This window comes from Aidingimonas lacisalsi (assembly GCF_008079445.1).
GTDB lineage: Bacteria > Pseudomonadota > Gammaproteobacteria > Pseudomonadales > Halomonadaceae > Aidingimonas > Aidingimonas lacisalsi.
The window spans coordinates 93,988-114,644 of record NZ_VRYH01000008.1; the positions used below are offsets into that span (position 1 = coordinate 93,988).

Genomic DNA, 20,657 nt, shown 5'->3' on the forward strand with positions numbered 1-20,657 from the left:
TGCAAGCATGCGTTACTGGCCAGCGGTCGATAAAAACCTTAATCTTTGGCTATATAAGGTCGCTGTTTTCTATTCAAATGCTATAAGAGAGTTTGCCCGAGATGACGCTCGACGACACCCAACGCATGAATCGGCTACGTGATTTCCCGCGCGGGCAGGTGTCTCTGGTCGGCGCCGGTCCCGGGGATCCGGAATTGTTGACACTGAAAGCCCTCAAGCGTCTCGAAGTCGCCGATGTGATACTGCATGATCGCCTGGTGAGCGCGGAGATTCTGGCGCTGGCGAATCCCGGCGCCGAGCGTCTGTATGTCGGCAAGGCACGTTCGCAGCATAGCCTGCCTCAGGATGGCATCAATCAGGCCCTGGTGGACTGGGCGTTGCAGGGCAAACGCGTGGTACGGCTCAAGGGGGGCGACCCTTTCATCTTCGGCCGCGGCGGAGAAGAGCTGGAGGCCCTGGTCAAGGCGGAAGTGGCGTTCGAGGTCGTTCCGGGTATCACTGCAGCGTCGGGGTGCAGCGCCTATGCCGGCATTCCTCTGACTCATCGTGACCATGCCCAGTCTGTCCGCTTCGTGACCGGCCATCTCAAGAATGGAAGCTGTGATCTCGATTGGCCATTGCTGGCCACCCCCGGACAGACTCTGGTGTTCTACATGGGGTTGGGAACGCTGGATATCATACGCGAACGACTGGTGGCCCACGGCCTGGATGCCGATACCCCAGTGGCGTTGGTGGAACAGGGCACGACAGCCAGGCAACGTGTGTATCGCGGTACGCTGGCAACGCTGCCGGAGTCGCTCGACCGTGACCGTGTCGCGCCACCGACGTTGATCATCGTGGGCGGTGTCGTGGCCTTGCATGACTCGTTGGCCTGGTATGACGGTACGCAATCGACCAGCCAGGGCTGGCAGGACGGCAAGCATCCCACCCCGCAACGTCGTTCGGATAGCGCGTGATTCGGGTCATGGCGATGTGTCCTGCAGGCGCCGGTATTCGCGCTGCCATCGGCTGAGCAAGGCGTCCCGCTTGAGGTCATCCAACGTGGCCAGCAAGCCCGGGCCAAGCCGAATCGGCCTCAACGCATCGCCTAGCCGGCGACGCAATTCCCTGGCGGTGCCTTCCCCATCCAACCCTGGATGCACGGCCCCCAACGAGGTGCGTTCCGCCAACACGCGTTGCCCGGTTTCGCTCAGCAGGTAGTTGAGGAACAACTCACCGGTCTGCGGGTTGGGGGCATTGCGAGAGACGAAGACCGGCCGCTGTACGATCAGCGCATAGTCGTCGGGGATCACGACGTTCAGTTGGGGATGGTCACGCACGAAGTCGCGGGCATAGCTGCCCAGCAGGTTGTAACCAATCAGATAATCGCCGTCGGCCAACCCGTTCAGCATCTCACCGGTGGTACCGACCAGGTCGGTATTCACGCTACCCATGGCCGATACCAATTCCCAGTAGCGCGGTGACAATTGCGCTTCCTGAATGGCATACGTATAGCCGGCACCGCTGCGTTCGGGATCATAGGTCACGACACGACCCTGCAACGCCTCGCGCTGATTCTCGAGCAGCGTCAATAAATCGTCATGGCTGCTGATCGGCTCGAAGCGTTCCGTCAGCGCGTCGTGATAGACCATCACGATCGGCTCGAAGGTGACCGCAAAGAGTTCATTGCGCCAGCGGGCCCACTCCGGCCAGGCCTCGGCTTCCGGGGTGTTCAATGCCCGGCCATAGCCATCGTTCGCTAGACGGTATTGCCAGGGCATGGCCGAAGAAATCACGACATCGGCGTTGGCGCCCTCATGATCCAGGAAGCGTTGGTGAAGCGCCAGCGTGGTGAAGTTGCGGTAGTGTAGATCGATGTCGGGATAGTGCTGATGGAAGGCTTTCAGCACGGGCTGGAACTGTGGGATGTCCAAGGCCCCTTCAATGATCAGTTCCCGTGGCTCGGTCCCGGCCTGGTCAGGCATGTTAGCGGGGAAATGCACGGTATCGTCGGCGGCAAGCGGCGGGCTGACGAGTGACAGCCCGGCCATGATCAGAGACGCTGCATTCGCTCTCTTCATGCTCTCTCCCGCGTGGCGTTTGGTTGGACAAAGCGCAAGGTGACGCATAGACCGCTGCCGTTCGCCGGATCGCTCAGCAATAGACTGGCGCCGTGGGTACGAGCGATTCCATCGACGATGGCGAGCCCCAGGCCCGACCCGTCTCCGCCGTCCTGCCCGCGGTGGAAGGGGCGCAACATCAACAAACGCTGCTCGGCGGGAATGCCGGGGCCATTGTCTTCTACGACCAGTTCTGGGGGTGCCGCATTGACCCTGACCGTGATATGCGTCGCACCGTAACGCCGTGCATTATCGATGAGATTGCTCAGCGCCTCCTCCAGTTGCCAGCCGATACCCTGGATCATGACGGTGCCATCGGCTGCGTCGACACCGATATCGATCCCGTCCCGGTAGCAGGCGTTAAAGGCATCCCTGACGGCCTGCCGGGCAATCTCATTGATATCCAGGGGGGTTAGCTCGGGCGTCGCCTCCGGGTTATTGAGGCGCGTCAGCGACAAGAGTTGCACGGCCAGGCGAGCGGTACTGGCACTGGTGGTCTGCATTGCCTGCAAGGCATCCCGCCATGCCTGAGGGTCATCCTGTCGCAACGCCAGCTCGGCACGCGCCGACAACCCGGCAAGCGGTGTGCGAAGCTGGTGAGAGGCATCACCGATGAAGCGCTCCTGATTGGCCCGCACGCGGCGCATCCTGGCGAGCAGTTCATTGAGCGTTTCACGCAGTTCGGCAAGTTCGCGCGGTAGTGGTAAATCCAACGGTGCCAACGTGCGCGGGTCGCGTTGGCGAATCGCGCGTCGCAGGCGAGTCAACGGGCGTAGTGCGGAGCGTACGGCGAGCAACAGGACAGTGATGGCCAGGATGGCCATGGCGCCGATATACGCCAGATTGCCCAGGAAAAGCCGCCATGTGAGTCCTTCCCGGCCTTCACGAGTATGCGCGACACGCACTTCGAAGCGTTCTCTCAGACTCCAGTCTTCGAGCCGGGTCCGGCGCACTCCCTGGCGCAGTGACAAGCCCCGCCACTCGATGTCGTCGTAGTATAGGGTGTCATCCTGCGAATCGTTGCTGCGGGGGTCGCCAGGCAGGGCGGCATTACCGGTAATGAAATCGCCATCGCCGTCGTAGAGCGCATAGAAGACACGCTCCTCGGCATCGGTCGCCAGCATCTCCAGAGCCGCGGGAGGGAGATCCAGCCAAAGACGGTCATCCTGCCACTGCACCTGTTCAGCGATGGCGTGTGACGACGCCTCCAGGAGCCTGTCGAACGCCCGGTCGGCGGTCCGGCGTGCATCGAGATAGGCCTGCACCAGCATGAGTGCGCCCAATGCCAGCAGTGGCAGCAGCAACCATAACAGCAAGCGACGAAAGAGACTGTCCGTTGCCTTCACGACGACTCCAGCAGATAGCCGAGGCCGCGCACGGTGCGAAGTTCCAGCGGGCTTCCGCGCAAGCGTCGTCGGAGCCGATGTATGTAGACTTCGATAGCGTTGTCGCCCATGGCATCGTCGCCAAAGGCTTCCTTGACCAGTTGAGTCTTGTCGACCGGCTGGCCGGCATGGGACATCAGGCAGGTCAGCAGTCGTTGTTCGCGCGGCGGTAAAGCGAGAGAGCGGCCGTCGAGCGTGAAGCGTTGCGATATGGGATCGAATGACAGTGAGCCCACCTGCAGCACCCCGCCGCGTGAATGACGCCGTAGTAAAGCGCGTACTCTGGCTTCGAGCTCATCGAGTGCAAAGGGCTTGGCAAGATAATCGTCGGCGCCCAGGTCGAGGCCGCGAACGCGATCTTCGACGGCACCACGTGCCGTCAGTATGAGCACGGGTGTTTCACTATCATGTTTGCGCAGGGCGGCGAGTCCCTCGAGTCCTCCCGCGCCGGGAAGGTTGAGATCGAGCAGAATCAAGTCATAGCCGTGATCGGGGGATGACAGAAGCCCCAGGGCACGGTCGCCATCGTCGACCGTGTCCACATCCTGTCCTTCGAGGCGCAGCGCATCACCCAGGGTATCGGCAAGCAAGGCGTCGTCTTCCACCAGTAGCAGTTTCATGGCGCTCTCCCTATCTCAGGCGCCTGTCGGATGGCGACCCAGCTCGATGATGGCGTCGTCAAGCTGGCGTGCGGCCTGGTCAGGTACCAATCTCCCCTTGGGGCCGGACAAGGCCAGCCACCAGTCGGCCTCGTCGGTGATCTGACGAAGCGTCTTGCCGACCATGATGCCACCATCGAAGGTCAGCATGGGCGAAGCATGCTCGATTGCCCAGCATTGACCGGGCCGCAGTTCGTGCCGCAGCGCCACATCGGGGATCGCCACCAGGAGGCATTCGGCCATGTCGCCGTTGACCTCGATCAATGAGGCCGTTTCGCCGCTGTCCGTTACCAGCCTATCCAGGAGGGGGCGTATCCAGGCCTCCAGCCGACGACTGGGCGAATGGCGCCGGGACAACCGCATGGGGGCATGGCCGATACGGTAATGCCCATCGCGTCCTCGCTGCACATAACCGAAACGCTCCAATGAGCCGAGCAGACGCAGCAGGGTGCTCTTGTAGTACCCCGTAGCACCGGCCAGGTCGTTGAGCGAGAAACTCTCCTGAGGCGAATCGAATGCCTCGAGTATCGTCAAAGCCCGTTCGACGGCTTCCACACGATCTTGTGCCATGTCGTCATCGTTCCTCAAGTTCAGTTGGCTGCCCAGCGCAGACGAATTCAACTTTAGTTGTAAGTCGCGCATTACACATTGACGCCGAAGGGCAAGATGCCTAGCTTTCCATCCTAAGGAATGCAATTCTGCCTTACAGAATTGTAAGGTTCAACAACGCATTCCTGCAAGCTCTGACTTGCTATTTGTCAGTTTCCGATACGTTCATTCAATTGAAGGGGACAACAACAATGTTGACGAAAACGCCGCTCAAACTGGTTGCTATCGCCACGTTGACCGCCAGCTCCGGCCTGGCCATGGCCTATGAACCCGAAGGCAAGGTCGAGTGCCTGGCGCCTGCCGATCCCGGTGGTGGCTGGGACTTCACCTGCCGCAGTGTCGGCAAGGTGATGGAAGAGTTGGATCTCGTGCCGCGTAGCGTGCAGACCGTCAATATGGCGGGTGCCGGCGGCGGTGTGGCTTATGCTCATACCGTCAGCAAGCGTGAAGGCGACGATCAACTGCTGGTGGCCGCATCGACGGCGACCACGACGCGTCTGGCGCAAGGCCAATTCCAGGGCATGGATGCCGAGATGGTGAACTGGATCGGCGCGCTGGGTGCCGACTACGGCATCATTGCGGTATCCGATGACTCGGAGTACGAGGATCTCCCCGCTCTGATGGATGCGTTGAAGGAAGACCCGCGTAGCGTCAAGTTTGCCGGCGGTAGCGCCAAGGGTGGCTGGGACCATCTGAAAGTGTTGATCGCAGCGCAGGCCGCCGATGTCGAGAATCTGCCACGCATTGCGTATCTCTCGTACAACAATGGCGGGGAAGCGATGACGCAAGTCGTGGGCGGTCATGTCGATGCCTTCACCGGCGATATTTCCGAAGCCCAGGGCTTCATGGACTCCGGTGACCTGCGTGTCCTGGCCGTATTGTCCGAAGAGCGCCTGCCGGGCGAGTTCTCGGATATTCCCACGGCACGTGAGCAGGGCATCGACGCGTTGGGACCGAACTGGCGTGGCTTCTACATGCCGGCGGGGATTTCCGACGAGGCCGAAGCGTACTGGACCGAGGCCGTCAACACGGTCTACGACAGTGAAGAGTGGCAAGAAGTCATGACGCAGAATGGCCTGATGCCGTTCCAGATGAGCGGGAGTGAATTCGACGAGTTCGTCAAGAACCAGATCGATGACATCGAAGCGCTGTCCAAAGATATCGGATTGATCGAGTAATGACCTTTAACGACCGCATCTTTGGGGTCCTGATGATCGTCCTGGCCGTCGCGTACGGCTGGGGCGCCACTCAGTTTCCCGAATCGTTCGGGGGAAGCGAAGCCGTCGGGCCTTCGACGTTCCCTTTCTTGCTGGCTGCCGTGCTGGTGTTGTCCAGCCTCTACATGATCGTTCGTCCCGACCCGGACAATGCCTGGCCCTGGAGCCGGACGGGCATCGAATTGATCGTTGCCGTGGTGGTACTGGTGCTCTACGCCATGCTGCTCCAGCCACTGGGCTTCATCATCAGCACCTCTCTGGCCGTAGGTATCCTCTGCTGGCGGATGGGCGCCGTGCCGATCAAGGCCGTCGTCACCGGTGTCTCGGCCGCCGTCGTGGTATTCCTGCTGTTCAATTTCGCCCTTGACCTGTCATTGCCGATGGGGCTGCTCGAGTTTCTGGAGGTCGGCTGATGGAAACGCTGGGTTATCTGATCGACGGGTTCGGGGTCGCACTGGCGCCTCATAACCTGATGTTCGGTCTGCTGGGGGCCTTCCTGGGCACTCTGATCGGCGCCTTGCCGGGGCTTGGTCCGGCCAATGGCGTGGCGATCCTGATCCCCTTGGCATTCACGCTGGGGCTGCAGCCGGATACGGCCATGATCATGCTGACGGCCGTTTATGCCGGGGCCATGTACGGTGGCCGGATTTCCTCGATTCTGCTTAACATTCCCGGCGATGAGCCGGCGATGATGACCTGTCTGGACGGCTATCCCATGGCCAAGAAGGGCAAGGCGGCCGAAGCCCTGGCGATTTCCGCGGTGGCGTCCTTCATCGGCAGTCTGGTCGCCACCATCGGGTTGATCCTGCTGGCACCGTTGCTGGCGGATTTCGCCCTGACGTTCGGGCCGGCCGAGTACTTCGCCCTGTTCCTGCTGGCGTTTGCCACGCTGGGAGGCATCACCGGCAAGAATCCCATGAAGACGGTGGTCGCGGCGGCGATCGGGCTGATGATTGCGACGGTCGGTATCGACTCGACCGGAGTTCAGCGTTACACCTTCGGGGTGCTGGAACTCTATGAAGGGGTGGATTTCATCATCGCGATCGTGGGTCTCTTCGCGATTTCGGAACTGCTGTTCTTCATCGAGAATCGCGCCGGTGGTGGCGGTGAAAAGATGGCCGTCAACAAGCTCACGATCTCCTGGAAGGACATCCGCGAGATCCTGCCATCGAGTTTTCGTGGGGGAGTTCTCGGGTTCGTCGCCGGGGTCTTGCCGGGTGCCGGCGCGTCGCTGGGCAGTTTCATCGGTTATACGCTCGAAAAGCGGGTGGTCGGCAAGAAGGGTTATTTCGGCCAGGGGGATCCGCGCGGTGTGGCCGGCCCTGAGGCGGGCAACAACGGCGCTTCCAGCGGGGCGCTGGTCCCCATGCTGACGCTGGGTGTGCCGGGTAGCGGCACCACCGCGGTGCTGCTGGCGCTGCTGATTTCGCTGAACATCACCCCCGGGCCGCTGATGTTCACCCAGAACGCCGATATCGTATGGGGCGTGATCGCGGCGCTGTTGATCGGCAACTTCCTGCTGCTGGTGTTGAACATTCCGCTCGTGGGCATCTTCGTCAAGCTGCTGTCGGTACCGCCGATGTACTTGCTGCCGATCGTGACGATGATCGCGTTCGTGGGGATCTACTCGATCAGCAACACGACCTTCGACCTGTACTTCATGGTCGCCTTCGGGGTTGCCGGTTATGTGCTGCGCAAACTCGAGATTCCTCTGGTCCCGATCATTCTCGGTCTGCTGCTGGGGCCGGAGATGGAGAAGAACCTGCGCCATGCGCTGGATATCTCCGATGGTGACTGGAGCATTCTGTGGAACAGCGGCCTGGCAATCGGCTTGTGGGTGTTTGCCGGTATCGGCCTGATCCTGCCTTACATCGTCGGCCCGATACTGCGTCGTCGGATGCAATCGCAACTCGCCCAGTCGGGTGACACGTCGAACGACTGACGAGGCCCGGGCTCGTCACGAGCTTCCCATTCAGTCCCTATTGTCAAGGCGTCATCAGTGATGGCGCCTTGACTTTTTGGTGTGCCGGGCAAGCACACAATGCCTTGCTTGGCGTTGCGGCTGAAAGGGGATCCTGCATATTGTATACAACAGCACTGTCGTGGTGCACACGGAGCTTGATTGTCACCGTTGTAGTGCATGTCGTGAGGAGGGATGCACGTTAGTTGTGCGAAAAAACACCGGTAGGTGGCGGGGGTTTCGGTATAATTTTCTGATTATAATGGATAAAGAGGTTTTTTCCCTATTCTGGAACATTCCTTGCGTTTCAAAAGAGAGAGCGCTGTTGATGCCGAATCGGCGGTGCCTCTGTCGAGTAGATCATTCGATAACAAAAGATTCGCAAGGAGAACATCGTGTATCAACGCATCCCATCTCCTCGTTGGCTGGCGGCGTCGCTGATAGCGCTTGGCGTGTCCGCTCCGGCTGTTGCACAAGACGATGACCCCATCAAGGTAGGCATTCTGCACTCCCTATCCGGCACCATGGCCATCAGTGAGTCGACGCTGAAAGATACCGTGGAAATGCTCGTCGAGCAGCAGAATGAAGCGGGCGGTCTGCTCGGGCGTGAACTGGAACCCGTCGTGGTCGATCCCGCCTCCGATTGGCCGCTGTTTGCTGAGCGCGCGCGCGAGCTACTGGAGCAGGAAGAGGTCGATGTCATTTTCGGCAATTGGACGTCCGTCTCTCGCAAGGCGGTGCTTCCGGTCATGGAAGAGCTCAATGGCTTGCTGTTCTATCCGGTTCAGTATGAAGGGGAAGAGTCTTCCGAGAACGTTTTCTACACCGGTGCAGCACCCAACCAACAGTCGATTCCTGCCGTCAATTACCTGCATGATCAAGTGGGGGTCGAACGCTGGGTGCTGGCTGGTACCGACTATGTCTTCCCGCGTACGACGAACCGCATTCTCGAGGCATACCTCAAGGATGAATTCGGCGTGGCGGACGACGACATCATGGTCAACTACACGCCGTTCGGTCATTCCGATTGGCAGAACATCGTCTCCGAAATCAAGCGCTTCGGCAGCGAAGGCAAGAAGACCGCCGTGGTCTCGACCATCAATGGCGACGCCAACGTACCGTTCTATCGTGAACTGGGGAATCAGGGGGTCGACGCTGCGGACATTCCGGTCATGGCCTTCTCGGTGGGCGAGCAGGAGCTTTCCGGTATCGATACCGGCCCCCTCGTTGGCCACCTGGCGGCATGGAACTACTTCATGAGCGTCGATACCGATGCCAACTACGACTTCATCGACGCCTGGATCGAATATAACGATGACGAAACCGTCGTGACCAACGATCCGATGGAAGCCCACTACATTGGTTTCAACATGTGGACCGAAGCGGTGCGCAAGGCCGGTACCACCGATGTCGACGCCGTGAAAGACGCGATCATCGGGGTGAGTGTCCCCAACCTGTCTGGTGGCTACGCGACGATGATGCCCAACCACCACATCACCAAACCGGTCATGGTCGGCGAAATTCAGGACAACGGTCAGTTCGCCGTGGTCTGGGAAACGCCTTCCACGGTGGCGGGCGATGCCTGGTCAGACTACCTGTCCGGCTCTCGCGACCTGATCGCCGATTGGCGTAAACCGATGGAGTGCGGGAACTACAACGTGGCTGAAGGCACCTGCATGGGCAGCAATGCCGAAGAACAGGCCGAAGAAGCCCTGTCAGGCGATTGATCGATTCGCGGGCTCGTTCGGTAGACCGAGCCCGTTCTTGGAAGATGACTGGGTGTCCTGGGATTGACGTCGCTGGACAACGCCTGACTCAGGACACGCGTTCACGCCACTCAAAGGAATAGAACCTATGAGGATCCCTTGCACTTTCTTGGGGCATGCGCGATGGCATGCCGCCATGACAAGGATCGTCAGCCTCGGGTTGTTGTGTTTGCTCATCGCGATTCCCGTTGCCGCGACGGCTCAGGATGATGTCGATAACGGCCAGGCATTGCTGGAAGCGCTGGACGTGCGTTCTTTTCAGGATAAAGCCGAAGCCATCAATGCCATCATCGAAAGCGAGGACGAGCGCGCCAATGACTGGTTGCAAGCGCTGCTCGACGGTGACCTGCAGCGTCATAAGGACGATGGGCGCTTCGTGATCGTGACCGACAATGTCGGCCGGGAATGGCCGGTGATCGACGCGTTGAGCGGTGACGACCTCGGTGAAATGTCACGCCGTGACCTCGCTCGCATCAATATCAACAATGCATTGCGGCGTCAGTTGCGTTCGGCCCTGTCGATGGTCGAGCTCTATACCGGAGACCGCGATGAGCGGCGCGAGGCAGCCAAGGGGCTGATCGGCAAGGTCGACGATGAACTGTCGGACTCGCTGGCATCGCGGCTGGAAAACGAGAGTGACGAGGACGTCAGGCACCGGCTGAATCAAGCACTGGCCGTGTACCGTCTGGAGCAGGGCGATATCGATGCCGTCGAGACATTGGCCGGCAGTCTGAACAGCGATGTCAGGGTGGCACTGACCCGCGCCGCTGACGGCGAGGGTGCCGTCGCCGATGCCGCGCAAGCCGCATTGGCCGATATCGAACAAACATTGAAACTCAATCGTGGTGCAGAGACGCTCTACTTCGGCCTCTCCATGGGGTCGGTACTCGTGTTGGCTGCGATTGGGCTGGCCATCACGTTCGGCGTCATGGGCGTCATCAACATGGCGCATGGCGAGTTGATCATGCTGGGGGCGTATAGCTCCTGGATGATGCAGCAACTGCTGCCGGGCTATCCAGGCATTGCCGTTCTGCTGTCGATTCCCGTGGGCTTTCTGGTGTCGGCACTGGTCGGCGTCGTCATCGAACGCAGCGTCATCCAGCACCTGAAAGGGCGGCCGTTGGAAACACTGCTGGCGACCTTTGGTGTCAGCCTGATCCTGCAGCAACTGGTGCGTACCGTCGTGTCACCGCTCAATCGTAGCGTTACCACGCCGGAATGGATGAGCGGCTCGGTCGCCATCAACGACGCCTTGTCGCTGACGCTCAACCGGCTCTATGTCATGGGCTTTGCCGTATTGGTATTCGCTGCTCTGATTCTGGTGATGCACCGGACCCGCCTTGGGCTGGAAGTTCGTGCCGTGACGCAGAACCGGGCCATGGCACGCTCGATGGGCATTCGTGCCACGCGTGTCGACATCATGACCTTTGCACTGGGGTCCGGAGTAGCCGGGCTGGCCGGCGTTGCTCTGGCGCAGTTGACCAATGTCGGGCCCAACCTTGGCCAGAGTTACATCATCGACTCCTTCATGGTCGTTGTATTCGGCGGTGTCGGTAATCTCTGGGGCACGCTGGTGGCCGGTCTGTCGCTGGGCATCATCAACCAGGTCCTCGAGCCCTGGGCAGGTGCCGTGTTGGCGAAGATCATGGTGCTCGTCTTCATCATTCTGTTCATTCAGAAACGCCCCCGCGGACTTTTCCCGCAGAAGGGCCGTGCGGCGGAGGGCTGAACCATGCATTGGCTTGGACGACCATTCAACGAACGATCGACTCAACTCTTCCTGCTGGTGCTGGTGCTGGCCGTCACGTTGGTCACGGTGCTGCACCTGGCCGTATCGCCGCAACATCCGCTGTATGTCTCCGGCTATACCGTGGGCTTGCTGGGCAAGTACCTATGCTTTGCCTTGCTGGCCGTCGCCGTCGACCTGGTCTGGGGTTATCTGGGGATCCTCAGCCTCGGGCATGGCGCCTTCTTTGCGTTGGGCGGCTACGCCATGGGTATGTACCTGATGCGCCAGGTCGGTGATCGAGGCACCTATGGCGATCCGGTATTGCCGGATTTCATGGTGTTCATGAACTGGGAGTCGTTGCCCTGGTACTGGCATGGCTTCGACATGGCCTGGTTCGCGTTCCTCATGGTGTTCCTGGCGCCGGGGGCATTGGCACTGGTGTTCGGCTACCTGGCATTTCGCTCGCGGGTCACCGGTGTGTACCTGTCGATCATTACTCAAGCCATGACGTTTGCCTTGATGCTGGCGTTTTTCCGCAACGAGATGGGCTTTGGCGGCAATAATGGCTTGACGGATTTCTATGACATCCTCGGCTTTGATCTGCGCAGCAATGCAACGGGGCTGGGGCTGTTCATTGCTTCAGGTATCGCTCTGGCATTCGGTTACCTCCTCTGTCGCTCGATCGTCGCCAGCAAACTGGGACGAGTCTGTGTCGCTTCCCGCGATGCCGAGGCACGTACGCGCTTTCTGGGCTACCGGGTGGAACGTGTCCAGCTCTTCGTCTTCGTCGTTTCAGCGATGCTGGCCGGGCTGGCAGGTGCGCTCTATGTCCCTCAGGTCGGCATCATCAATCCCAGTGAGTTCGAACCGCTGTTTTCCATCGAAATCGTCGTATGGGTCGCTCTGGGCGGACGTGCGACGCTTTACGGTGCCGTCATCGGCGCCATTCTGGTCAATTACGCCAAGACGATATTTACCGGTGTCATGCCGGATGCCTGGTTATTCGCGCTGGGCGGCTTGTTCGTGATATCCACCGTGCTGCTGCCCAAGGGGATTGCCGGCGTGCTGGCTCACCGGTTCAGGCGTCGCGAGGCATCGAACACGACGAAAACGGAGGTGCCTGCATGAATCTCTGGCAATCCATGGCCAGGCGCGATCGCGTCTTCGATTTTCTGGCCCCTACGGCATCATCGGTGGATGTACGGCACGGCCCGATTCTCTATCTGGAAGACGTGACGGTGAGCTTCGACGGTTTCAGAGCCATCGATAACCTCAACCTGACCATCGACGATGGCGAATTGCGTTGCATCATTGGCCCGAATGGCGCCGGCAAGACCACCATGATGGACATCATTACCGGCAAGACGCGTCCGGATACGGGGTCGGTCTGGTTCGGTAGCCGGCATGATCTGCTGACGATGAATGAACCGGAAATCGCGTCCCTAGGCATCGGCCGCAAGTTCCAGAAGCCGACAGTGTTCGAAGCGCTGACCGTCTTCGAGAATCTGGAACTGGCTATGGCGGCCGATAAACGCGTGATTCCTACCTTGACGGCACGCCTGACCGGTGAAATACGCGATCGCATCGATGAGGTCCTCACGATGACCGGCCTGGCCGAGCAGCAGCATGCGCTGGCGGGTATCCTCTCGCATGGGCAGAAACAGTGGCTGGAAATCGGCATGCTGCTGATGCAGCGCCCTCGCTTGCTGCTTGTCGATGAGCCGGTCGCCGGCATGACCGAACAGGAAATGGAGCGCACCGCGGAGTTGCTCACCGGCCTGGCCGGCAAGCAGTCTGTGGTCGTGGTCGAACATGATATGGGGTTCGTGCGTTCCATTGCCCGCACGGTAACGGTACTGCATCAAGGCAGTGTGCTGGCGGAAGGCAGTATGGACCAGGTGCAAAGCGATCCCAGCGTGATCGAGGTGTATCTGGGCGAAAGCGAGGAGGCTGCCTGATGCTCAAGATCGACAAGCTCAACCATTATTATGGTGAAAGTCATACGTTATGGGACCTCGAGCTTGACGTCCCTCAGGGGGAATGCACCTGCGTCATGGGCCGCAATGGCGTCGGCAAGACGACGTTGCTCAAGTGCATCATGGGGGAAGAGTCGACGGATAGCGGACGAATACGGTTTGCCGACGAGGTCGAACTCACCCAGCAGCGAGTCGAAGCGCGTTCGCGATTGGGTATCGGTTATGTACCGCAGGGACGACAGATCTTTCCACTACTGACGGTGGAAGAAAATCTGCGTACCGGACTGGCGGCTCGTGCCGATGGCAAGCATGTCATTCCCGAGCGTGTCCATGAGCTGTTCCCGATCCTGCACGACATGCGACATCGTCGGGGTGGCGACCTCTCCGGGGGGCAGCAGCAGCAATTGGCGATCGGGCGGGCATTGGTCATCGAACCTCGCCTGCTGATCCTCGACGAGCCCGGCGAGGGTATCCAACCCAATATCGTTGCCCAGATCGGTGAGGTGGTACGTACCCTGATCCGTGAAGATGGCCTGAGTGTGCTGTTGGTAGAGCAGAAGTTGCCGTTCGCGCGCAAGTACGCCGATCGGTTCATGATCATGGATCGCGGCCGCCCCGTGGCGAACGGCGGGATCGACGAACTCTCCGATGATTTGATCAAGCGGTATCTCACGGTATGACGACACTCGCGACGACGATTTCCGACATGGCTGACGATATGACGAATACCGGTCATCGTTTCGATGAACGGCGCCACTGGGCCGCGTCACTGAAACTGGCATTTCGGTCGCGTGAGACACGGGGCAACGTGAGGACGTGCTTGGCGCATGCCCGTCACCAGGGTCCGTTGCGCGTTCAGCGTGCGTTCTATCCGGAAGGGCGTGATGGCGCTTGCCACCTGTATCTTCTGCACCCTCCGGGGGGCCTGGTGAGTGGCGATGCCTTGGCGATCGATGCGTCGGTGGCACGGGGTGCGCATGCACTGCTCACCACACCGGCGGCCAACAAGCTATACCGTGCCGACAGTCAGGGAGTGGCCTGGCACCAGCATACCCACCTGACGGTCGATGAAGGGGGGACGCTGGAGTGGTTGCCTCAGGAAACCATCGCTTTCGACGGCTCGCGCGGTACGCAGACCACTACGCTTGACTTGCAACACGGTTCACGATGTCTGGGCTGGGAAATCATGGCTCTGGGGCGGCCGGCGAGTGACCTGCCGTTCGTCAGTGGCCGTATCGAGCAGCGTTTCCGCCTGTCGCAGGACGGACGGCCGCTGTGGCTGGAACGCCAGCCACTCGATCCTCATCACCCGCGTTTTCATGGGCGCTGGGGGCAGGGCGGTGCCACGACCCAGGCGACGCTCTGGGCGGTGGGACTCGCCGATGACGCGGCAGCGATCGAGGCCATACGCGCTGCGGTGCCGGCTTCCAGTCGATGGGCAGTCACCCGACGCCACGGCGTGGTCCTGCTGCGCTACCTGGGCAACGAACGCAATGAAGCCTGGGATATCTGTCAGCGTGCCTGGGAGGTGGTGCGCCCATTGCTGGTAGGACGGCCTGCGAATGTACCGAGGATCTGGTTGACGTAAGACGAGCGAGAAGTGTGAAGCGGTGACTGGTGCAGGGCTAACGCCCTGCATTGCGGTTGAAACCGCGCCTGCGACACCGGCTGTTTGCTTTTGTAGGAGCGACGTCAGTCGCGAAATCGCGGTTGAAACCGCGCCTGCGACACCGGCTGTTTACTTTTTGTAGGAGCGACTTCAGTCGCGAAATCGTGGATGAAAGCGCGCCTACGGCACCGGTTGTTTGCTTTTTGTAGGAGCGACTTCAGTCGCGATTGGCGCCGTCAGGCGCCCAGAAAAAACGGCAAGCGTCAGTATTTGAACATCTGATAGAGGGAGATCCGCTGATGGAACTCACCCCACGCGACAAAGACAAGCTGCTGCTGTTTTCTGCAGCGCAGCTTGCCGAACGCCGCCAGGCGCGCGGTTTGAAACTCAACTATCCCGAGGCGGTTGCGCTCATCACGTTCGAGATTCTCGAAGGTGCACGCGATGGCAGAAGCGTGGCCGAGCTGATGAGTTACGGCCGTGAAATCCTGACTCGTGACGATGTGATGGAAGGGGTCGCCGAGATGGTGGACGAGGTTCAGGTGGAGGCCACGTTTCCCGATGGAACCAAGCTCGTAACCATCCACGATCCTATCGTCTAAGGAGGCACCATGATTCCTGGTGAATATCAGTTGCAGGACGGTGACATCGAGCTCTGTGTCGGGCGCGAACGGATCACCGTCGAAGTCGCCAATAGTGGCGACCGGCCCGTACAGGTCGGGTCGCATTACCATTTTGCCGAGGCCAACCCCGCACTGCATTTCGACCGTGCCAAGGCACGCGGCCACCGTCTCGATGTCGCCGCCGGCACCGCCATTCGTTTCGAGCCCGGTCAGAGCCGGGAAGTCACTCTGATTCCCTTTGCCGGAACACGTCATATCTATGGCTTTCGTGGCGACGTCATGGGCCCACTGGATTCGTCGGGAGGCCAATCATGAAAATCACACGCCAAGCCTATGCCGACATGTACGGCCCGACGACCGGCGATCGGGTGCGACTCGGCGATACCGAATTGTGGATCGAGGTCGAACGCGATGCCACGCATTATGGCGATGAGGTGAAGTTCGGCGGTGGCAAGGTGATCCGCGACGGTATGGGCCAGAGCCAGCGCGTTGGTGATGACGTCATGGATACCGTCATCACCAATGCCTTGATTCTCGACTGGTGGGGTATCGTCAAGGCCGATGTGGGCATCAAGCATGGTCGTATCGCCGCGATCGGCAAGGCCGGCAATCCGGATACCCAGCCCGATGTCGAGATCGTCATTGGGCCGGGGACCGAAATCATCGCCGGTGAAGGCAAGATCCTGACCGCCGGCGCGCTGGATGCTCATATCCACTTCGTGTGCCCGCAACTGGTGGACGAAGCGCTGATGAGCGGCATCACCACCATGCTGGGCGGCGGTACCGGGCCGGCGACCGGCACCAATGCCACGACCTGCACGCCCGGAGATTGGCATATCGGCAAGATGCTGCAGGCCGTCGATGACATGCCGATGAATATCGGCTTTCTCGGCAAGGGCAACAGCAGTCTGCCCGAGGCGCTGGAGTCGCAACTCGAAGCGGGTGCCATGGGGTTGAAGCTGCACGAGGACTGGGGAACCACGCCGGCCGCGATCGATAACTGCCTGGGGGTGGCCGAACGTTACGATGTGCAGATCGCGATTCACACTGACACGCTGAACGAATCCGGCTTCGTCGAGGATACCCTGGCGGCGTTCAAGGACCGAGGCATTCATACCTATCACACCGAAGGGGCGGGGGGCGGCCATGCTCCCGATATTCTGACGGCTTGCGCACGTGACAATGTCCTGCCGTCGTCGACCAATCCCACCCGGCCCTACACGGTGAACACCATCGACGAGCATCTCGACATGTTGATGGTCTGCCACCACCTCGACCCGAATATTCCCGAAGATGTGGCTTTTGCCGATTCACGGATTCGTCGGGAAACCATTGCCGCCGAGGACATCCTCCACGATATGGGGGTGATCTCGATGATCGCCTCCGACTCACAGGCCATGGGACGTGTCGGCGAATCGATCTGCCGAACCTGGCAGACCGCTCACAAGATGAAGGTACAGCGCGGTCTGTTGCCGGAAGACCAGGCGTTGGGTGCCGACAACGTTCGCGCCAGGCGCTACGTGGCCAAGTACACCATCAATCAGGCGCTGACCCATGGGATTGCCCATGACGTCGGCTCGGTCGAAGTCGGCAAGCTGGCGGACCTGGTGCTGTGGGACCCGGCGTTCTTTGGCGCCAAGCCGGCCATGATCGTCAAGGGCGGCATGATCGCCGCGGCGCCGATGGGCGATCCCAATGCCTCGATCCCCACGCCGCAGCCGGTCCACTATCGCCCCATGTTCGGGGCCTACGGCAAGGCGGCCAGCCAGACGCGACTGTCGTTCGTCAGCCAGGCCGCCGTGGATGCCGGCATCGGTGACCGTCTGGGGCTCAGTAGCCCGCTGTCGGCGTGTCGTGATGTGCGCGGTGTGCGTAAGCGCGACATGAAGCTCAATGACGCCTGTCCCAAGCTCAGCGTCGATCCGCAGACATACGAAGTGCGGGCCGATGATGAACTGCTGACCTGCGAGCCGGCGACCGAGCTGCCGCTGGCGCAGCGGTACCACCTTTTCTGAGATACGGGCTAAGTCACCAAGGCGAGCGGTGCCGAGGGTGGACCCTCGCGCAGGCCTGCCTGCGGAACAGCCGCGAGTCATTTCAACGAGGCAAAACCAATGCTGAAACTCATCGAACGCCTAGGGGCCATCGAGCATGGCCAGGAAATGGACACCCTGACGCTGCCGTTCGAGTCACGCACGCGCGGCCGCCTCAAGGCAACGAGCGATGCCGGACGTGAGCTTGGCCTGTTTCTGGAACGTGGCCCGGTACTGCGTGATAGGGAAGGGTTGCGTGCCGAGAGTGGCGAGATCGTACGGGTCCAGGCGGCCGATGAACCGGTGGTGACGGCCCGGACCGAGGCCGGCCTGCCACTGGCCAGGCTCGCCTATCACCTGGGTAACCGGCATGTGCAGTTGGCGTTGGGGGACGATGCTCTCGGCGGTTGGGTACGCTTTCCGCCCGACCATGTGCTCGAGGCGTTGGCCGAACGTCTGGGGGCGCGTCTGGAACACCACGAGGCCCCGTTCGACCCCGAACCGGGCGCCTACTCCCATACCGGGCACGCTCATGGACATCACCATCATGACCACAGCCACGCGGACGGTTCGCCCCATGCCCACTGAGCCATCAGCAACGCAGAGTGACGATCTGGCCTTGCTGGGATTGTTGCAATTGGTCAGCCCGGCATTGCCGATCGGCGCCTTCGCCTGGTCGCAGGGGCTCGAGAGCGCGTTTGAACTCGACTGGGTTCGTGATGAAGCCAGTTTGGCCGAGTGGTTGGAAGGTGTGCTCCATGATGGTCTCAGCCACTGCGAACTACCGGTTCTGGCGCGTCAGCAGCATGCCTGGGCGGCGGCGGACAGTGACGCCATCGCGTTCTGGGATGACTGGCTGCAGGCCAATCGCGAAACCGCCGAGCTTGCGGCCGAGGACCGTCGGCTGGGCGACGCGCTGACCCGCCTGCTTGGCAATCTGACGTTGCTGCCGACATCGCCGTCGTTACCTGCGAAGGCCGGTTACGTCACGGTCTTTGCCTGGACCGCCGAGCGGCGTGGCGTGCCGGTGCGCCAAACCCTCCTGGGGTTCGCCTGGGCATGGCTGGAAAATCAGCTGGCGGTGGCCTGCAAGGCGTTACCCCTGGGGCATACGGCGGCACAACGCCTGGTCGAGCAACTGAGGCCGTCGCTGGTGACTGCGGTGGACAAGGCCCTGACGCTCGACGATGAGGCTCTGGGACCGGTATTACCCGGCCTGGCATTGGCCAGTGCGTTGCACGAAACACAGTATTCACGGTTGTTCAGGAGTTGATTCCAACGACATGCGGACCTGGTGTCGTAGGCGCGGTCTCGACCGCGATATAGGGTGTCAGCCCTGCCGGATGTGTCACCGTCGGTTGCCTGGCGGCGTCAATCGCGACTGAAGTCGCTCCTACGCAAACCAAGCGGGATGGGAGGGGCTGTAGGAGGGGCTGTAGGAGCGGTTTTAACCGCGATGCAGGGCGTCAGCCCTGCCTGGCCAGGCATCTGGCGGTGTCCATCGCGCTAATCACTGATAGATCAAGGAGCCAAATCATGACCCATTGTCTGCGTATCGGCGTCGGCGGTCCGGTGGGGTCGGGCAAGACAGCGCTACTCAAGCAGCTCTGCCTGGCGTTGCGGGACCATTACGATATCGCCGTCGTCACCAATGACATCTATACCCGCGAAGATGCGGAGTTCCTGCTGAAGCACGATGCGCTGGCGGCGGATCGTATCCTCGGTGTGGAAACCGGCGGTTGCCCGCATACGGCGATTCGTGAAGATGCCTCGATGAACCTGGCGGCCATCGACGATCTCCAGGCGCGTCACCCCAATCTGGAACTGGTGCTGGTCGAATCCGGTGGTGACAATCTATCGGCGACGTTCAGCCCCGAACTCTCGGATCTGACGCTTTACGTGATCGATGTGTCCGCCGGAGACAAGATCCCTCGCAAGGGCGGCCCTGGTATCACCAAATCGGACATGTTGATCATCAACAAGATCGACATCGCCGAGCAGGTTCATGCCTCGCTGGATGTCATGGATCGTGATGCCAGGTTGATGCGTGGTGAGCGGCCGTTTGTTTTCACCAACCTTTATGATGGCGTCGGCCTCGAAGCGATCATCCGTTTCATCCTCGATCGCGGCATGCTCGATGAGCGACGCCCTCACGCCCAAGCCAGCTGAATGCTCATTCATGACCAACATATTGTGGAAGGAGTCCATCATGACAGTAACCCCGATTCAACAACCGACGCGCATCGCACTTTCGCTCTTCATACCGCTGCTGGCGCTCAGCGGTCTGGCGTTGGCGCACCCGGGCCATAATGGCGCTGGCCATGGTGGGTTTGCGGCAGGCGTATCGCACCCGTTTCTGGGGCTGGACCATTTGCTGGCCATGTTGACGATCGGCCTGTGGAGCGTGCGCCAGGGAGTGACATTCCGTCGGTGGTCGCCGGCCGCCGTGCTCGGCGGGATGTGGGTCGGTGCCGGCCTGGCCTGGGGGGGTATGGCGCTCCCGGGCGTCGAGACCGGTATTGCCCTGAGTGTGCTGCTGGCTGGCGTCCTGCTGGCAACGCTGGTCCGGTTGCCCACGGCCGTAGGCGGGACCTTGGTCGTTGCCTTCATGCTATTCCATGGCCATGCACATGGCAGTGAACTGCCGCATGGAGCCTCGTTGTTGACGTACCTTGTCGGCTTTTCGCTCGCGACGCTCGCCATCACCTATGGCGGGAAAGCCCTGGGGGCCTTCCTGATGAGTCGTGGTAACCGCTGGATGCGGGCAGTCGGTGTCGCCATCGCGGCGGTCGGCAGTGTCTTTGCCCTGAGTTAATCGCGACTTTGTCTGCTAGATGCTGCATGCTGCCCGTTGCTCCGTAGCGGGCAGCATTCGTTGGCAAGCGATCAATGAATTACCACTGAACTGATTGGCTTGACTCTCGAAAGGAAGCCTTTCAAGGTCAGACAATATGTGCCGATAACACGTGGTAGAGTGTATTGTTCCGCCATG

Annotated in this window: 21 protein-coding genes; 17 read left to right on the forward strand and 4 right to left on the reverse strand. The window is 60.6% G+C overall.

The genetic code is table 11. The features are described from left to right. Positions 1 to 101: 101 nt before the first annotated feature. On the forward strand, positions 102 to 956 hold the full coding sequence (gene cobA / locus FVV99_RS15855) for a uroporphyrinogen-III C-methyltransferase (RefSeq protein ID WP_236645437.1): 855 nt from the start codon (positions 102 to 104) through the stop codon (positions 954 to 956). Between the two features lie 6 nt (positions 957 to 962). Here cobA and FVV99_RS15860 read toward each other — a convergent pair whose 3' ends face one another. From FVV99_RS15860 to FVV99_RS15875, 4 genes are read right to left on the reverse strand one after another with little or no spacing between them, the layout of a single operon-like run. Further along, entirely contained in the window at positions 963 to 2,060 is a 1,098-nt protein-coding gene (locus FVV99_RS15860; protein WP_148255097.1) for an ABC transporter substrate-binding protein, read from the reverse strand. Continuing rightward, the gene (locus FVV99_RS15865; protein ID WP_148255098.1) at positions 2,057 to 3,445 is read right to left on the reverse strand and encodes a sensor histidine kinase; all 1,389 of its coding nucleotides are present in this window, start codon (positions 3,443 to 3,445) and stop codon (positions 2,057 to 2,059) included. Before FVV99_RS15865 ends, FVV99_RS15860 begins: the two co-directional genes overlap by 4 nt. Then, positions 3,442 to 4,104: a response regulator transcription factor gene (locus FVV99_RS15870; RefSeq protein WP_148255099.1), complete on the reverse strand. Its 663-nt coding sequence runs from the start codon at positions 4,102 to 4,104 to the stop codon at positions 3,442 to 3,444. Before FVV99_RS15870 ends, FVV99_RS15865 begins: the two co-directional genes overlap by 4 nt. 15 nt (positions 4,105 to 4,119) lie before the next feature. Next, entirely contained in the window at positions 4,120 to 4,713 is a 594-nt protein-coding gene (locus tag FVV99_RS15875; RefSeq protein ID WP_148255100.1) for a helix-turn-helix domain-containing protein, read from the reverse strand. A 230-nt stretch (positions 4,714 to 4,943) separates the two neighbouring features. Here FVV99_RS15875 and FVV99_RS15880 point away from each other — a divergent pair, with 230 nt between their 5' ends. The 16 genes from FVV99_RS15880 to FVV99_RS15955 all read left to right on the forward strand — a co-directional run bounded on the left by FVV99_RS15880 (position 4,944) and on the right by FVV99_RS15955 (position 20,480). Beyond that, a complete protein-coding gene (locus tag FVV99_RS15880) occupies positions 4,944 to 5,930 on the forward strand; it encodes a Bug family tripartite tricarboxylate transporter substrate binding protein (RefSeq protein ID WP_148255101.1) in 987 nt (328 codons plus the stop codon). Continuing rightward, positions 5,930 to 6,382 carry a tripartite tricarboxylate transporter TctB family protein gene (locus tag FVV99_RS15885; RefSeq protein ID WP_148255102.1) on the forward strand — a complete coding sequence of 151 codons (453 nt, stop codon included), beginning with the start codon at positions 5,930 to 5,932 and terminating at the stop codon, positions 6,380 to 6,382. Before FVV99_RS15880 ends, FVV99_RS15885 begins: the two co-directional genes overlap by 1 nt. Further along, a complete protein-coding gene (locus FVV99_RS15890; protein ID WP_148255103.1) occupies positions 6,382 to 7,911 on the forward strand; it encodes a tripartite tricarboxylate transporter permease in 1,530 nt (509 codons plus the stop codon). Before FVV99_RS15885 ends, FVV99_RS15890 begins: the two co-directional genes overlap by 1 nt. Before the next feature lie 413 nt (positions 7,912 to 8,324). Continuing rightward, complete coding sequence (gene urtA, locus FVV99_RS15895; protein ID WP_201745122.1) at positions 8,325 to 9,656, forward strand: urea ABC transporter substrate-binding protein; 1,332 nt, start codon at positions 8,325 to 8,327, stop codon at positions 9,654 to 9,656. A gap of 175 nt (positions 9,657 to 9,831) precedes the next feature. Next, positions 9,832 to 11,424: an urea ABC transporter permease subunit UrtB gene (urtB, locus tag FVV99_RS15900; protein WP_148255105.1), complete on the forward strand. Its 1,593-nt coding sequence runs from the start codon at positions 9,832 to 9,834 to the stop codon at positions 11,422 to 11,424. A 3-nt stretch (positions 11,425 to 11,427) separates the two neighbouring features. Next, positions 11,428 to 12,552, forward strand: coding sequence for an urea ABC transporter permease subunit UrtC (urtC, locus tag FVV99_RS15905; RefSeq protein ID WP_148255106.1), 1,125 nt, complete (start codon positions 11,428 to 11,430; stop codon positions 12,550 to 12,552). Then, a complete protein-coding gene (urtD, locus tag FVV99_RS15910; protein ID WP_148255107.1) occupies positions 12,549 to 13,382 on the forward strand; it encodes an urea ABC transporter ATP-binding protein UrtD in 834 nt (277 codons plus the stop codon). The genes urtC and urtD overlap by 4 nt, the downstream gene beginning before the upstream one ends. Then, positions 13,382 to 14,080: an urea ABC transporter ATP-binding subunit UrtE gene (urtE, locus tag FVV99_RS15915; RefSeq protein WP_148255108.1), complete on the forward strand. Its 699-nt coding sequence runs from the start codon at positions 13,382 to 13,384 to the stop codon at positions 14,078 to 14,080. The genes urtD and urtE overlap by 1 nt, the downstream gene beginning before the upstream one ends. After that, on the forward strand, positions 14,077 to 14,988 hold the full coding sequence (locus tag FVV99_RS15920) for an urease accessory protein UreD (RefSeq protein WP_148255109.1): 912 nt from the start codon (positions 14,077 to 14,079) through the stop codon (positions 14,986 to 14,988). The genes urtE and FVV99_RS15920 overlap by 4 nt, the downstream gene beginning before the upstream one ends. A gap of 320 nt (positions 14,989 to 15,308) precedes the next feature. Continuing rightward, positions 15,309 to 15,611, forward strand: a complete 303-nt coding sequence (locus tag FVV99_RS15925) for an urease subunit gamma (RefSeq protein ID WP_148255110.1) — start codon at positions 15,309 to 15,311, stop codon at positions 15,609 to 15,611. A 9-nt stretch (positions 15,612 to 15,620) separates the two neighbouring features. Next, positions 15,621 to 15,947, forward strand: a complete 327-nt coding sequence (locus tag FVV99_RS15930; RefSeq protein ID WP_148255111.1) for an urease subunit beta — start codon at positions 15,621 to 15,623, stop codon at positions 15,945 to 15,947. Continuing rightward, entirely contained in the window at positions 15,944 to 17,647 is a 1,704-nt protein-coding gene (ureC, locus tag FVV99_RS15935) for an urease subunit alpha (RefSeq protein WP_148255112.1), read from the forward strand. Before FVV99_RS15930 ends, ureC begins: the two co-directional genes overlap by 4 nt. Positions 17,648 to 17,746: 99 nt before the next feature. After that, positions 17,747 to 18,253: an urease accessory protein UreE gene (ureE, locus tag FVV99_RS15940; protein ID WP_148255113.1), complete on the forward strand. Its 507-nt coding sequence runs from the start codon at positions 17,747 to 17,749 to the stop codon at positions 18,251 to 18,253. Continuing rightward, entirely contained in the window at positions 18,243 to 18,938 is a 696-nt protein-coding gene (locus FVV99_RS15945; RefSeq protein ID WP_148255134.1) for an urease accessory protein UreF, read from the forward strand. Before ureE ends, FVV99_RS15945 begins: the two co-directional genes overlap by 11 nt. Before the next feature lie 263 nt (positions 18,939 to 19,201). After that, entirely contained in the window at positions 19,202 to 19,834 is a 633-nt protein-coding gene (ureG, locus tag FVV99_RS15950) for an urease accessory protein UreG (RefSeq protein ID WP_148255114.1), read from the forward strand. A 40-nt stretch (positions 19,835 to 19,874) separates the two neighbouring features. Further along, positions 19,875 to 20,480, forward strand: coding sequence for a HupE/UreJ family protein (locus tag FVV99_RS15955; RefSeq protein ID WP_148255115.1), 606 nt, complete (start codon positions 19,875 to 19,877; stop codon positions 20,478 to 20,480). Positions 20,481 to 20,657 lie beyond the last annotated feature (177 nt).

Coding starts and splice junctions, on each gene's coding strand:
- FVV99_RS15875 (WP_148255100.1), bottom strand. CDS start 4,713: ATGGCACAAGATCGTGTGGAAGCCGTCGAACGGGCTTTGACGATACTC.
- ureG (WP_148255114.1), top strand. CDS start 19,202: ATGACCCATTGTCTGCGTATCGGCGTCGGCGGTCCGGTGGGGTCGGGC.
- FVV99_RS15860 (WP_148255097.1), bottom strand. CDS start 2,060: ATGAAGAGAGCGAATGCAGCGTCTCTGATCATGGCCGGGCTGTCACTC.
- cobA (WP_236645437.1), top strand. CDS start 102: ATGACGCTCGACGACACCCAACGCATGAATCGGCTACGTGATTTCCCG.
- ureE (WP_148255113.1), top strand. CDS start 17,747: ATGCTGAAACTCATCGAACGCCTAGGGGCCATCGAGCATGGCCAGGAA.
- FVV99_RS15920 (WP_148255109.1), top strand. CDS start 14,077: ATGACGACACTCGCGACGACGATTTCCGACATGGCTGACGATATGACG.
- FVV99_RS15885 (WP_148255102.1), top strand. CDS start 5,930: ATGACCTTTAACGACCGCATCTTTGGGGTCCTGATGATCGTCCTGGCC.
- urtE (WP_148255108.1), top strand. CDS start 13,382: ATGCTCAAGATCGACAAGCTCAACCATTATTATGGTGAAAGTCATACG.
- FVV99_RS15955 (WP_148255115.1), top strand. CDS start 19,875: ATGACAGTAACCCCGATTCAACAACCGACGCGCATCGCACTTTCGCTC.
- FVV99_RS15925 (WP_148255110.1), top strand. CDS start 15,309: ATGGAACTCACCCCACGCGACAAAGACAAGCTGCTGCTGTTTTCTGCA.
- urtB (WP_148255105.1), top strand. CDS start 9,832: ATGACAAGGATCGTCAGCCTCGGGTTGTTGTGTTTGCTCATCGCGATT.
- FVV99_RS15930 (WP_148255111.1), top strand. CDS start 15,621: ATGATTCCTGGTGAATATCAGTTGCAGGACGGTGACATCGAGCTCTGT.
- urtC (WP_148255106.1), top strand. CDS start 11,428: ATGCATTGGCTTGGACGACCATTCAACGAACGATCGACTCAACTCTTC.
- FVV99_RS15945 (WP_148255134.1), top strand. CDS start 18,243: ATGCCCACTGAGCCATCAGCAACGCAGAGTGACGATCTGGCCTTGCTG.
- urtD (WP_148255107.1), top strand. CDS start 12,549: ATGAATCTCTGGCAATCCATGGCCAGGCGCGATCGCGTCTTCGATTTT.
- FVV99_RS15870 (WP_148255099.1), bottom strand. CDS start 4,104: ATGAAACTGCTACTGGTGGAAGACGACGCCTTGCTTGCCGATACCCTG.
- ureC (WP_148255112.1), top strand. CDS start 15,944: ATGAAAATCACACGCCAAGCCTATGCCGACATGTACGGCCCGACGACC.
- FVV99_RS15890 (WP_148255103.1), top strand. CDS start 6,382: ATGGAAACGCTGGGTTATCTGATCGACGGGTTCGGGGTCGCACTGGCG.
- FVV99_RS15880 (WP_148255101.1), top strand. CDS start 4,944: ATGTTGACGAAAACGCCGCTCAAACTGGTTGCTATCGCCACGTTGACC.